This window comes from Hymenobacter latericoloratus, assembly GCF_014199535.1.
Lineage (GTDB): Bacteria > Bacteroidota > Bacteroidia > Cytophagales > Hymenobacteraceae > Hymenobacter > Hymenobacter latericoloratus.
Genome location: NZ_JACHNV010000002.1, coordinates 1122968 through 1136321 on the forward strand (window position 1 = coordinate 1122968; position 13354 = coordinate 1136321).

The following is a 13354-nucleotide window of genomic DNA, read 5'->3' on the forward strand; positions in this document are numbered from 1 at the left end:
GAGGTGACGACTAGTAGCTCAGGCATGCCTGATTCAGAGAAAAACGTCAAACAGGACCCCATCATTCAGCTGATTGTATTCCGGCTGGGAGATGAGGAATATGGAATCCGCATCGAGCAAGTGAAAGAGGTAACAATTACCCCCGAAATTGCCCGTATGCCCAAAACGCCGCCCTTTGTAAAGGGCATAGCGAACCTGCGCGGCGATATTATTGCCATTGTTGATCTGGAGGAGCGGTTCCGCCTACGTCCGGCTAATGCCGAGCTTCCGGCCATGTCCTACACCATGGCGATTGAGGCCAAGGAGTACACCATTGGTATTATGGTGCGCGAAGTGCCTCAGCCGTTGTCAATTCCGGTATCCAGCATCGAGAAAGCCCCGGAGTTCATCCAAGACATCAACATTCACGATAAATACATTGAGGGAATTGCCAAAGTTGAAGGCCGCATTGTGGTGGTCCTCGACATGCTGAAGCTGCTCACCCCCTCCGAAATCATGCAGCTACAGCCTAAAGCGGAATCTTCCGCTGCCGGCAGCCGTACAAAGGCATAGTTCATTGTACCGTTCAGCTTTCTGTTTTCCCTCATTTTCCCTTTCCATGAAAAACCGCATCCTCATCGTCGACGACTCCTTTTACATGCGCACGATGCTCAAGAACATGCTTACCGACGCCGGCTATGAGGTGGTGGGAGAAGCTGCAAATGGGCAGCAAGCGTTGGAAATGGCCGCCGCAACCCAACCTGATTTGATTACGCTGGATGTAATTCTGCCCGACAATACCGGGCTGGACGTGTTAAAAGGCATCCGTCAGGAACAGCCCGAGGTGAAAGTTGTGATGTGCTCAGCAGTCGGGCAGGAAGTTATTGTCAATGAAGCCCTTGAAAGCGGGGCTACGGCGTATATCGTAAAGCCCTTTTCGGAGGAAAAGGTGCTGGAAATAGTGGGTAGTGCCCTTCAGGAGTCATCTGCTTCTGCCCCTGAGCAGGAGTAACAACTGACCTTCCGGTACGGTAGCTTTTTGCTTGCTTCCAGTAGTTCCTTTTTCCCGTGTCCTTCACAACTGATTCTTTCACTATACTGCTTGGCAACCTGCCCACTAGTGTGCGCACGGAGCTTACGCGGCTACTACACACCGATCCGGAACTGGAAGTGGTGGGCACGGCTGTGACTGCCAGCGAACTGCGGACGGCAGCCCGCCGTTTGCAGCCAGGCGTGGTGTTAGTAGGGGAAGATCAGTTGTTAGGGCTAGAGCAACTCCAACGATATTTTCCGGTGCCCGTGCTACTCTACAGCATGCGGCCTCCCTTGCCGGCTATGTTGCGCGAAGTAGCCCGCATGGGAGTATATGATTACATCCCGCACCTGCCAGTAAATCCTGCTGAACTTCCTGAATGGCGGAATAATGTCCGGCGTAAGCTGCTGGCGGCAAAACCCCGGCTTGCCTCAGTAGTTGAGCCAGAACGAGTCGTTTTCGAACGCCACCCTGCCGCACCCTTGCCCCCGCGCGGGGTAGTAGTGATTGGGGGTTCGACTGGTGGTGCGCCTGCGGTAGAAGCCGTGCTTCGCGGCCTTCCGCCTGATTTTCCCTGGGCTGTACTGGTGGCAGTGCACCTCCCCGAACTATTTACGGATACGCTCGTCGAGCGCCTGCGTCGGGCTTCAGCCTTGCCCGTGACTGCCGCCAGCAGCGGACTCCTGCTGAAGGCCGGGCACGTTCTTGTGGCTCCTGGCGGCCGCAACCTAGTCGTGCGCACCGTAACGGACAGCCCCTGGGTAGGCTGGCAGACTGATTTCGTAAGTGAAACCAGCCTCGATGTGCCTTCCGTAGATGTATTGATGCACTCGGCTGCCCGCGTAGTAGGCCGCAACATCCTGGGCGTTGTGCTAACTGGGTTTGGGCAGGATGGAACAGCAGGCGCACGTTACATTCGACAGCAGGAGGGGGTAGTAATAGCCCAGGACGAAGCGACGTCGGCGGTATTTGGGATGCCCAAAGCGGTTATTGATGCTGGTTTGGCCAGCGCGGTTCTGCCACTATCAGCCATTGCTGATTTCGTCGTGCGCTATGTACACACCACAGGACCGGCTACCCGCGCTAGCCGTTTCTCGGCGCTCTCTCAACCTGTGCAAGCACGATGAAGTCAAGAGAGCAGGAGTACCGCGAGATTTTCATGGCTGAGGCGTTGGAGTACTACGACGCCATGAGCCGCCACATCAGTGAGCTGGAACGCAACCCCTCCGACGAGCCGGCGCTCAATGAGCTGTTCCGGCTCATGCACAACCTCAAGTCCAATGCCCGCGCCATGGGCTTCAACGGTATTGGGGAGGTAGCCCACCACATGGAAACCATTTTCGGGCTGATTCGCAGTCGGGAAATGGCTTTTACCGGTTACGTGGTGCCGGTGCTGTTCACGGGCATTGACACCATCGGGGAAATGGTGCGCGCAGTTGGTGCCGGAGAAGACTTGCCCGAAGTAGAGCAGCTGCTGGAAAACCTGGACCGGCTGGTACGGGGCGAGGAGCCGATTCTGAATGCGGATTCAGATGATGACGAAGATGCCAGCCGGAAGCTGGAGTTGTCGGATTTGGTGTACATTCAGATCCGTAAGCTGGACCACTTGCTGAACTTGGTGGGGGAGCTGACCATTGACCGGGACCGGGTGCTTACTCTCAGTCAGGAAATTGGAAATCCGGCCCTGGCGGCTGCCGCCGCCCATCTTTCCCGCATAGCCGATGAGCTGCAGTACAGCGTGATGGACGCACGTCTGGTTGGCGTCGGCTCGTTGTTCAGCAAGTTCCCGCGGGTAGTGCGCGACGTAGCCACCACGGAGAAAAAAGACGTGGAGCTGACTATCGTCGGGGAAGACATTCAGATTGACCGCAACATCCTGCAGATCATTGCCGATGCATTGCTGCACTTGGTGCGCAACGCCATCGGCCACGGCCTGGAAACGCCGGAGGAGCGCGTCGCGGCCGGAAAAACTGCCCAGGGTCACCTAACGCTGTCGGCTCAGGCGGAGCGGGACGATGTACTAATTCAGGTGCGCGACGACGGCCGCGGAATCAATGTGAACAGTGTGCGGCGCAAAGCCGTGGAGCGCGGGCTCGTGTCGGCCGAAGCTGCCGCTCACCTCGACGAAGATGCGGTGCGTAGTTTCCTTTTCGAGCCGGGTTTTTCCATGGCCCAGGAGGTAACCGAAATTTCGGGCCGCGGTGTGGGGCTGGACGTAGTAAAAATAGCCATCGACTCGTTGGGTGGTCAGTTGCGCGTAGAGTCAGTGCTGGGAGAGGGCACCACCTTCACGCTGGTGCTTCCTACCTCCATTGCCGTGAAGGGCGCTCTGCTGTTCCAGCTTGATCAGCGCAACTACGCTATTCCGCTCATGCACACGGACTCGGTAGTGTCGTTGCTGCCCGAAAATTTCAACGTGGTGGGCGGAGTGCTGCTCACCCGGGTGCAAGACGAGAACGTGCCGGTAGTGTCCTTGCGCCGGCTGCTGCACAACGGCGACGGGCCCCTGCCGGCCGCCACCAAAGCAGACCTGAGCGGCCGGCAGGACATCATCATCGTTAACTACAACAACCGTCGGCTTGGGCTCATTGTCGACCGGTTTTTGCGCCAGCAGGATATTGTGGTGAAACCCATGAGTAAGCCGCTGGATACCATTGACTTGTTTGGCGGCGTTACCCTGCTGGGTAGCGGGCAGGTGTGCCTCGTGCTTGATGTGCCCGCACTCACCCGACTATTCTTGGCCAAACGACCGTAACTCACGTATTGCAGACCTGTGGCGGACGACAGTAGCCGGAAGCCCTTTCAATTGATTCCTATGGATTTGCACATGACGGAACTGGAGCGGGATATCATCCGCGAAATCCTGAATATCGGCTTGGCTCGCGCTGCCGATTCATTCGCGGTTGTCGCCCAGGAGAAGGTGTTGCTGGAAGTGCCTAACCTCGATATTGTATCGGGGAAAACCATTCTGGATAAGGTGCGCGACCTGCAGGCTGGCCACGTTATTATTCAATCCGATATCCGGGGCGAGTTTAACGGTACCACGCTCATGTTTTTCTCGGGCCAGCACGTGCAGCGACTCTCGCGGGTGTGCCTGCGCATGAACACCTCCGACTCCACAAGCATCGACGAGATGCAGGAGTCTCTGTTACTGGAAATCAGCAACATCATTACGGGGGCCCTGGTTACGCAGCTTGCCAACATTTTGAAAGCCAGTATTTACGGTGCTCCGCCTACGCATCCGCGCGGGGATATGGCTAACTCGCTGAATAGCCTGCTGTTAGACCGACCCATGGTGCAGCCGCTGATTTTCTCGGTTATTACCCAGTTCTCCGATAAGGATAACTCCGTAGAGCTACCCCTGATGATTTTCTTCGACCGGGATACGTTTGAGAAAATCCTTGAAATCATCCGGACCTACGATTTCATGGGCGGGCAGCAATCTGGCGCATAGAGAATTTTCCGTCCGGATCAGGCGCGGCCAGTGCGGCTCCCAATACCAGTTACCACGCTTCTAAGGCGGTAGTAGCTGGGCGCGGGGGCCGCCGCCGTTATAGCGCCTGCCCGTACATGCACTTTAACTTTTTCGTTTATGGCTGACTCTGCGTCTTTGCTACATCAAAAGCTTGCCAACTTCGACCCCAACGCCCTCGGCGACACCGCCGGAGGTATCTATGGTCTGCCCTTCACCCCAGAAGAAGCTCAGGTGGTGATTGTACCTGTGCCCTGGGAAGTAACGGTGTCCTACCGGGCCGGCACTGCCGAAGGCCCGGAAGCTATCCGGGCAGCTTCCCTGCAAGTTGACTTATATGACCCAGACTTGCCGGATGCCTGGAAAATGGGGCTGGCCATGGAAGAGGCCGACGAGAAAATTGCGGCCGAGAGCCTGGAGCTGCGCCCTACTGCTGAGAGCTACATTGGCTGGCTGGAGGAAGGGGAGCCCGAGGCTACCCACGGCACCTTCTCTGCGGTACCGGCCCGTGTGAATGAGCGGGGCCAGGCCCTGCTGGAGTGGCTAAAGCACAAGACCGGCGCTCTGCTTGATGCCGGCAAGGGGGTAGTAGTGCTGGGTGGCGACCATAGCACGCCGCTGGGCTACCTCCATGCGCTGGCAGAACGCCACCAGGAATTCGGGATACTGCAGATTGATGCCCACTGCGACCTGCGCCCGGCTTACGAAGGCTTCGAGTTTTCGCACGCCTCCATCATGTACAATGCCCTAAAGCTGCCCCAGGTGAAGAAACTGGTGCAGGTTGGTATCCGGGACTACTGCCAACAGGAGGCCGAATTTATCGACCAGAGCAACGGCCGCGTAGCCTTGTTTGCCGACCGGTTCCTGCAGGCGGAAATGCTGGGCGGTAAATCCTGGAAAAAGGAATGCAAGAAAATTATTGCCCAGTTGCCCGACAAGGTGTACCTGAGCTTCGACATCGACGGGCTGGACCCCAAGCTGTGCCCCGGCACCGGCACGCCCGTACCCGGCGGGCTGGAGTTTGAGCAGGCGCTGTACCTGATTCGGATGGTGGTGCGCTCGGGCCGCACCATCATCGGCTGCGACCTAAACGAAGTAGCCCCCGGCGACACGGAATGGAATGCCATTGTGGGCGCCCGGCTGCTGTACCACATGGCTAACTGGATGGGCGTGTCGCAGGGCCGTCTGAAGGCCCGGGCTACGGAGAAATAAAGCCCATCTGCGCCACTCACTCTTGCCCGTATGCGTGAAAAAGTGCGGCAAGTGGTTGAACGGATTCAACCACTTGCCGCACTTTTTTGTGCGCCATGCGTAAGGAACCCAACTCCCTTAATCTGTCTCTCACCTAAACCCCTACCTCGTCCAATGGGATTTATCCTCAAATTTATTCTCAGCGCCATCATCACCTACGTGCTGGCCAAGTTTCTGCCTGGGGCTTATATCGATGGCATCAGCACGGCATTCATTCTGGTGATTGTGCTGGCCATCCTGAATGCCGTAGTGAAGCCAATCCTGAAGATTATTGGATTCCCAATTACGGTATTTACCCTGGGGCTCTTCTTGCTCGTTATCAATGCCATTATTGTCATGATAGCCGACTGGCTACTCGCTGGCTTCAAGCTAGATGGGTTTATCTCCGCGCTGATTTTTAGCATTGTGCTGTCGTTGGTAACCTCTGTCATTGACATGGTAACGGACCGCAGCTAGGAGAGTGAACGTTTACCAGAAGCCCGGGCCAGCGCACTGGTCCGGGCTTTTTGCTGTCAGAGAGAACAGCTAGTCTGCTTACGATACGAGTTGAGTAGGGTGCCGGCAACGCCAGCGTAGCAGTGCCCAGCCCGCCAGGCCAAGCAAGAGGGGCCAGCCGTAGCAGGCCAAAATCAGAACGACGCCCACCACTCGCCAGCCAAACCACAGGCCCGCCTGCAACTGCGGGGCAAGCGTGGCGGTAGGGGAGGTTTCCAGGGCGGGCCGGAGTTGAAAATAAGTGAGGCGTAAAGTAGCGAGGGCCGCTTGCTCGGCCAAGGCCTGCGCCTCCTGAGCCGAAGTCTGCGCCGTAAGTGGGTCGGTGGTTGCGGAGTGCGCAGCTGCGCGCAGCCTCGTTAGCTCAGCGGCAACATCCCGCGACGTTAGCTCTTTGCTGCGTACCGTGCCCAGCCGGGTGAGGTCGGCGGTAAGGGCCAGGAACTGCGCCGAAGACACCCGAATGGTCAGCACCTGTTGGTGCCGGTCCGAATCGGTGGTTTCGAGGGCGCTGGTGAGGTAGGCGCCCCGGCGCGCAAGGGCCGTATCCAGGCGGGCGGATGCAGCCGCGAAATCAGCTACTTCCAGCTCCATCGTTCCCTGGTAGATAACCGGGTGGCCCGCTACCCGCCATAGCCGGGCCAACGGCACATCAGCCGTACTTTCCGCAGTAGCGGTGGTGGAAGCGGCAGAAACGGAGGCCGTGGAAGCCACCTCTTGGCTTGGGAAAACTTCCTGCTCGGCTGACTGGGCGCACCCCGTCAGCATCAGCCCCAGCAGCGGGAGCAGACGCACATATTTTTTCATCGGAAAGACACAAAGATGGTGGATGAAAAAGCTGCGCAGCTTCTGCTGGTTTATACAGGCCGGGCCAGAACGTAACCCACCGGCCTGGCCCTGTGCCATGGGGTAGGGGACAGACTAAACAAAACCGCCCGGCTTCTTTCGAAACCAGGCGGCGGAATAGGTAGTGGCTTAAATGAGCCGGGGAGGCTACAGACGACGAATCTGCGCGCCCAGCGCCGTCAGACGCTTATCAATGTTCTGGTAGCCCCGGTCGATCTGCTCCACGTTTTCAATTACGCTCCGGCCGTTGGCCGAGAGGGCCGCAATCAGCAGGGCTACCCCCGCCCGGATATCGGGCGACGTCATGGTGATGCCGTGCAGCTGGGTGCGCTTATCGAGGCCGATGACGGTGGCGCGGTGCGGGTCGCAGAGAATGATTTGGGCGCCCATGTCGATGAGCTTGTCCACGAAGAACAAACGCGACTCAAACATCTTCTGGTGAATGAGCACCGTGCCTTTGGCCTGGGTAGCCACCACCAGCAGCACGCTCAGCAGGTCGGGCGTGAGGCCGGGCCAGGTGTGGTCCGAAATGGTCAGGATGCTGCCATCGAGGTAGGTAGCAATTTCGTAGTGGTCCTGGGCGGGCACGAAAATATCGTCGCCACGGAACTCCAGCTGAATACCCAGCTTGCGGAATGTGTCCGGAATCAGGCCCAGCTCCGGAATCTGACAGTCTTTAATGGTGATTTCCGAACCTGTCATGGCGGCCAGGCCAATGAATGAACCGATTTCAATCATATCGGGCAGCATGCGGTGCTCAGTGCCGCCCAGGCGCTCTACCCCTTCAATGGTGAGCAGGTTGGAGCCGATGCCGTTGATTTTGGCGCCCATGCGCACCAGTATCTTGCACAGCTGCTGCAGATACGGCTCGCAGGCCGCGTTGTAGATGGTGGTAGTGCCTTCGGCCAGTACCGCGCCCATTACAATGTTGGCCGTACCCGTTACCGAAGCCTCATCCAGCAGCATGTACGCGCCGCGCAGGCGGCCTTCGGTGTTGATGCGGTAAAAGTCGTTGCCTTCTAGGGTGAGCTTGCCGCCCAGCTTTTCCAGGCCCAGGAAGTGGGTATCCATGGGCCGGCGTCCGATTTTGTCGCCACCGGGCTTGGGCAGCTGGCACTTGCCGAAGCGGGCCAGCATCGGGCCCAGAATCATGACGGAGCCGCGCAAAGCACCGGCCTGGGCCACGAACTCGGGCGTATCGAGGTAGTCCAGGTGCACATCATCAGCCTGGAAGCGGTAGGTGTCATTCGACAGCTTGCCCACCTTCACGCCCATGTCGCGCAGCAGCTCAATGAGCTTATTGACGTCGCGGATGTCAGGGATGTTGGAAATCGTCACCTGCTCATCCGTGAGCAACACCGCGCACAGAATCTGGAGGGCTTCGTTTTTAGCGCCCTGGGGCACGATTTCACCTTTCAGCGGCTTACCGCCAATCACTTCAAAAGAGGCCATGTTGTGAGGAGCTACTAGCTGATGGCTATTAGCTGTTAGCTTGATGTTCAGAAGAAAAAAAGTGTCAGGAGAATAACCTGGCTCCCGACTACAAAAGCAGAAAGCTAACAGCTAAGAGCCATCAGCTAACAGCCAGAATATTATTGCGGGGGTTGCTGGGGTTCCTGCCGGCCTTTTTTTCCGCCCCGGCGCTGCTTGTCGCGCCGGTTGTTGCCGCTGCCGCCGCCCCGGCGCACGTCGCGCTCCTGGCGGGGTTGGGGCACGATGAAGGGGGTAGGGCGCCCGTTGCTGGTAAACTCAAACAGGTTTTGAGCGTCCACCTGGGCCGGATCAAGCACCAACTGACCGCCCGACAGCTCCTTCAGGTGCTTGAGGATGGTGACATCCTTGGCGTTTTCCTTGTTGTGGGAACGATACAAGAACTTCATCGTGCGGCCAATGACAACGGCGGCCTGCTCACGCTCGGCCGGGTCCTCCAGGGTCAGGGCTTTTTCTACCAGCTGCTCCACGGCCCGGCCGTAGGCCCGGAATTTGGGGCCTTTGCTGGGGTAGGCCACCCGCTGGGGCGGCGTTTGGTTGGCAGGAGAAGCCAGCGGGAAGGGCGCATCCACGTCCAGTTCCCCATCAGCCATTTCAAATAAGTGGTTCCAGACTTTCTGTTGGGAGTCGGGCTGGTCGCGCAGGGCAGGCTGAATCCGGAAGATAAGCTGCACGATTTGCTGGGCGCGGCGCGTCCGCTCCGTGCGGTCTTCGATGTCGCGCAGCTGCTGCACGAGCTGGAAAGTGCTCTGGCCGTATTCGCGCTGGAGCAGCTCGTGCTTATGAAGGGAAGGTAAGGTCATGAAAATGGTATTCGAAGGGCCAAATATACGCCAAACCTTGCCCCAATGGCATCCTATTTTGCACAGGAAGGCCAGCGGCAAGGTTTGGCAGGAATGAGTGGGTAGGGAGGAGCTGCCCTATCAGCGTCTAAAGTAACGCGAAAGGGGCAATTTGGGTGCGTCCGGCTTTTGTCAATCCGAGCGGAGCGAGGAATCTGGGGTTACTACCCAACGGTTTAACCCAGATTTCTCGCTCTGCTCGAAATGACAATCAGTGCACGCGCAGCTTGGCAAAGCTCAGAAGCAAGGTTTTCTCCCCAACTTCTTCAAACTGAATAATGGCCTTCACCGAACCGGCTTGGTTTTCCAGCTTCGTGACGGTGCCGAAGCCAAACTTGGGGTGCTCCACGCGCTGGCCGGTTTGCAGGTTGCTGGTGTCCGAGGGCTTGAAGTCGGCAGGGGGGGAGTACTTGGTGGCGACGGTTTTGCGCGGAGCGGGCGGCACCAGGTTGCTGCGGCGCTCAAACACGTGCCCAAACGGCGACTCGCCCGGGCCGGCGCTACCCACCGGGCCCGCCGAGAACTTGAAGTCCACGTACTGCGGGTCGATTTCGTCGAGGAAGCGGCTTTTCTCGCAGCTGCGCAGGTTGCCCCACTGGTAGCGGGAGGTAGCGTAGCTGAGGGTCAGCTTTTTCTCGGCCCGCGTGATGGCCACGTAGAACAGGCGGCGCTCTTCTTCCAGGTCGGCCCGCGAGGTAATCATCATCTGGCTCGGGAAGAGGTTTTCTTCCATGCCTACGATGTACACGTTGCGGAATTCCAGGCCCTTAGCCGAGTGAATCGTCATGAGGGTTACCTGCTCGCCCTCGCTCTGAGCATCTTTGGTGTCGGCGTCCGTTACCAGGGCAATATCCTGCAGAAAGGAGCTGAGGCTCTTGTCTTCGCGCTCCGGGTCTTCCACAAAGGCCTTGATGCCGTTCAGGAGTTCCTGGATGTTTTCGTAGCGGGAAAGGCCCTCGATGCTTTTATCGGCGTACAGGTCCTCAATCAGGCCCGAGTTTTTGGCAATGAACTTGGCCGCCTCAAAGGCATCATCCTTAGCCGCTACGGCGGTATAGGCCTTAATCTTCTCCGCGAAGTCCACGATGGGGTTAGCGGCGCGGGTCGGCAGGAACTGGTCGGCGTTGGCGACTACCTCCCAGATGGTGTGGTTTGACTCTTCGGCGGCGCTGATGAGCTTGGCAATGGTGGTGTCGCCGATGCCGCGCTTGGGGTAGTTGATGACGCGGCGCAGGGCCTGCTCGTCGTTGGGGTTTACCGTCAGGCGGAGGTAGGCCACCAGGTCCTTAATTTCCTTGCGCTGGTAGAAGCTCAGGCCGCCCACAATCTTGTACTTGATGTTGAGCTTGCGCAGGGCTTCTTCCATGGCCCGGCTCTGGGCGTTGGTGCGGTACAAGATGGCAAAGTCATCGTAGGATAGATGATGATTCATCTTGTCCTCGTAGATGCTGTTGGCCACCAGCTTGCCCTCCTCGTTGTCGGAAGCCGCCTTGAATACTTCAATCAGCGGGCCTTCCTCGTTATCGGAGAAAACGTCTTTACGCAGCTGGGCCTGGTTGTTTTTGATAACCGAGTTGGCGGCCCATACAATGTTCTTGGTAGAGCGATAATTCTGCTCCAGTTTGAACACCTGCAGCTCGGGGTAGTCCTTCTCGAAGTTGAGAATGTTTTGAATATCAGCGCCCCGGAAGGCGTAGATGCTTTGCGCATCATCACCCACCACGCAGATGTTCCGCTCCTTGGCCGCCAGCTTACGCGCAATCAGGTACTGCGAGTAGTTGGTGTCCTGATACTCGTCCACCATCACGTACCGGAACATGTTCTGGTACTTGTTCAGCACGTCGGGGTGGTCCTTGAACAGCACGTTGGTCTGGTAGAGCAGGTCGTCGAAGTCCATGGCCCCCGCCTTAAAGCAGCGGCTGGCGTATTGCTGATATATCACGCCCAGCTTAGGCCGCAGGGCCGCCTCATCGTCCTGCCGGATGACAGGGTCGTTGAGGTACTGCTGCACCGAAATCAGCTTGTTCTTGGCAGCCGAAATCCGGCCCAGCACCATGTTGGGCTTGTAGAGCTTGTCGTCCAGTTCCAGTTCCTTCAGGATCTGTCCGATGAGGGTTTTGGAGTCCTGGGTATCGTAAATAGTAAAGGAGCGGGGGTAGCCAATCTTGTCGGCCTCGGAGCGCAGGATGCGGGCGAAGATGCTGTGGAAAGTACCCATCCAGAGGTTTTTAGCCTCGGGTCCTACCACCTTCTCAATACGGGCTCGCATCTCCTTGGCCGCCTTATTGGTAAAGGTCAGGGCCAGAATGTTGAACGGATCTACGCCCTTTTCGAGTAGGTGGGCAATGCGGTACGTGAGCACCCGGGTTTTGCCGGAGCCCGCACCGGCTATAATCATGCAGGGGCCTTCGGTGTGCAGCACGGCCGCCGCCTGGGAGGGGTTCAATAACGAGTGATAATCCAGTGCCATGCGTGTCAGTCAGATCGGAAACTAAGCTTTTTGGCTTGTTAGCAAAGGTAGGGCTTTCGGGTGGGGTAGCGAAACGCAATGTGGCGCCTACCCCCGCCACCGGCGGTAACCTGCCAGCGTGTGGCGCCACCCCGAAAAGTACTAACCGAAACCGGTGGCATTTGGTGCGCTGCGGCGGCATTGTCGCGTAGTGGAGCACTGGCCGTATCTTCGCGGCGTGAATTCTGCTGCTGCCTCTGCTACCCCCGCTGTGTTTCCCATCTCGCTGCTCTGCCTTTCCAACAGCTGGGGCGGGCTGGAGCTGAACACCGTGCGCTTCGCCGACTGGATGCGGCAGCGGGGCTGGCCCGTACAGACTATTACCCTGGCTAATTCCCCTATTGCTACCCGCGCCGCCGAGCTGAGCCTACCCCTCGCTACCCTGCACAACCCCTGGAAAGCCGCCGATATGCCGGCCGCCAGGCGGTTGGCTGATCTGCTACGCGGATTCGGCACGCGGGTGCTCATCATCACGCGCAACGGAGATTTGGGGCTGGCTGTGCTCTGCAAAACCTTCCGGCTGCCGCAGCTCAGGCTGGTGTACCAGCAGCACATGCAGCTGGGGCTGGCCAAGCGCGGCCTTCTGCACACCTTGCGCTACCGGGCCCTGGATGCCTGGCTTTCGCCGCTGCCCGGCCTGGCCCGGCAGGTACTGGAAAAAACGCGCCTCGCCGCCGAGAAGCTCCACGTGGTGCCGCTGGGAATTGAGCTAGAGAAATTTGCGCAGCCTGGTTTCTCGCAAGCGGAGGCCCGCCAGCAGCTGGGTTTGATCTTGCCGGATGGGGTAGTGCTGCTGGGCCTGATTGGCCGTTTCGATGATGGCAAGGGCCAGGATTTCGTAGTGGAAGCCTTAGGAAAGATGCGCGAAAAGCACCCCCAGCTGCAGGTACTATTCGTGGGTGAGCCGACCCGCAACGAGGGCAACGCCTACCGCGAAGCCGTGCAGAAACGGGTGCAGGCGCTGAGCCTGACGGAGGTGGTGCATGTGCGGGAGTTCATGCTGAAACCCGAGGTAGCCTACCGGGCCCTGGATATATCCATTACGGCCTCCGTAAACGAAACCTACGGCATGGTCACCATTGAGGCTATGGCTACCGGGCTACCCGTGGTAGCCTCCGCAACCGGTGGTACCCTGGAAATTGTGCGGGATGGCAGCACCGGGCTATTGTTTCCGCTGCGCGATGAAGCGGCGTTTGTGGCCGCGGTGGAGCAGCTGCTGGCATCCCCAGAGCTGGCTCAGCGCCTGGGTAAGCAGGCCCGGCAGGAGGCGCTGGCTACCTACTCGCACCATCGGCAGTGCGAGCTGACGGAAAACGTACTGCGGGCGCTGATCTAATTCGGTATCTTTGCGGATTGTTTGCTCGGTAGCAACGGCACTAGGCGTACTTCTGGCGTGTTAGTGCTCCAGCGGCCCCAAACCCCCGAGCCCGACACTGCCC

The 13354-nt window shown here is 58.4% G+C and carries 12 protein-coding genes; 8 read left to right on the forward strand and 4 right to left on the reverse strand.

Going from position 1 to position 13354, the window contains the following annotated elements:
• Nucleotides 1-24: 24 nt before the first annotated feature.
• The 7 genes from GGU46_RS10345 (at nucleotide 25) to GGU46_RS10375 (ending at nucleotide 6191) form a co-directional block, all read left to right on the forward strand.
• Complete coding sequence (locus tag GGU46_RS10345) at nucleotides 25-552, forward strand: chemotaxis protein CheW (protein ID WP_183403430.1); 528 nt, start codon at nucleotides 25-27, stop codon at nucleotides 550-552.
• A 46-nt stretch (nucleotides 553-598) separates the two neighbouring features.
• Nucleotides 599-991, forward strand: coding sequence for a response regulator (locus tag GGU46_RS10350; RefSeq protein WP_139922716.1), 393 nt, complete (start codon nucleotides 599-601; stop codon nucleotides 989-991).
• Between the two features lie 344 nt (nucleotides 992-1335).
• The gene (locus tag GGU46_RS10355; RefSeq protein ID WP_246398904.1) at nucleotides 1336-2139 is read left to right on the forward strand and encodes a CheB methylesterase domain-containing protein; all 804 of its coding nucleotides are present in this window, start codon (nucleotides 1336-1338) and stop codon (nucleotides 2137-2139) included.
• A complete protein-coding gene (locus GGU46_RS10360) occupies nucleotides 2136-3767 on the forward strand; it encodes a chemotaxis protein CheA (RefSeq protein WP_183403432.1) in 1632 nt (543 codons plus the stop codon). The genes GGU46_RS10355 and GGU46_RS10360 overlap by 4 nt, the downstream gene beginning before the upstream one ends.
• Before the next feature lie 60 nt (nucleotides 3768-3827).
• Nucleotides 3828-4466, forward strand: coding sequence for a chemotaxis protein CheC (locus GGU46_RS10365; RefSeq protein ID WP_246398812.1), 639 nt, complete (start codon nucleotides 3828-3830; stop codon nucleotides 4464-4466).
• Between the two features lie 138 nt (nucleotides 4467-4604).
• Nucleotides 4605-5696, forward strand: a complete 1092-nt coding sequence (locus GGU46_RS10370) for an agmatinase family protein (protein WP_183403433.1) — start codon at nucleotides 4605-4607, stop codon at nucleotides 5694-5696.
• A 153-nt stretch (nucleotides 5697-5849) separates the two neighbouring features.
• Nucleotides 5850-6191 (forward strand): phage holin family protein, encoded by a 342-nt coding sequence (locus GGU46_RS10375; RefSeq protein ID WP_183403434.1) that lies wholly within the window; start codon nucleotides 5850-5852, stop codon nucleotides 6189-6191.
• Nucleotides 6192-6269: 78 nt separating this feature from the next.
• Here the strand turns inward: GGU46_RS10375 and GGU46_RS10380 are convergent, their stop codons facing one another.
• From GGU46_RS10380 to GGU46_RS10395, 4 genes are all read right to left on the reverse strand, one after another.
• Nucleotides 6270-7034 (reverse strand): DUF4349 domain-containing protein, encoded by a 765-nt coding sequence (locus GGU46_RS10380; protein WP_183403435.1) that lies wholly within the window; start codon nucleotides 7032-7034, stop codon nucleotides 6270-6272.
• Nucleotides 7035-7220: 186 nt separating this feature from the next.
• Entirely contained in the window at nucleotides 7221-8525 is a 1305-nt protein-coding gene (gene murA, locus GGU46_RS10385) for a UDP-N-acetylglucosamine 1-carboxyvinyltransferase (RefSeq protein WP_183403436.1), read from the reverse strand.
• 140 nt (nucleotides 8526-8665) lie between these two features.
• Nucleotides 8666-9367 carry a DUF4290 domain-containing protein gene (locus GGU46_RS10390; protein WP_183403437.1) on the reverse strand — a complete coding sequence of 234 codons (702 nt, stop codon included), beginning with the start codon at nucleotides 9365-9367 and terminating at the stop codon, nucleotides 8666-8668.
• A 250-nt stretch (nucleotides 9368-9617) separates the two neighbouring features.
• Nucleotides 9618-11870 carry an ATP-dependent helicase gene (locus tag GGU46_RS10395; protein ID WP_183403509.1) on the reverse strand — a complete coding sequence of 751 codons (2253 nt, stop codon included), beginning with the start codon at nucleotides 11868-11870 and terminating at the stop codon, nucleotides 9618-9620.
• Nucleotides 11871-12093: 223 nt separating this feature from the next.
• On the opposite strand from GGU46_RS10395, the gene GGU46_RS10400 reads away from it, so the two are divergent.
• Nucleotides 12094-13251: a glycosyltransferase family 4 protein gene (locus tag GGU46_RS10400; protein ID WP_183403438.1), complete on the forward strand. Its 1158-nt coding sequence runs from the start codon at nucleotides 12094-12096 to the stop codon at nucleotides 13249-13251.
• The last annotated feature ends 103 nt before the right edge of the window (nucleotides 13252-13354 follow it).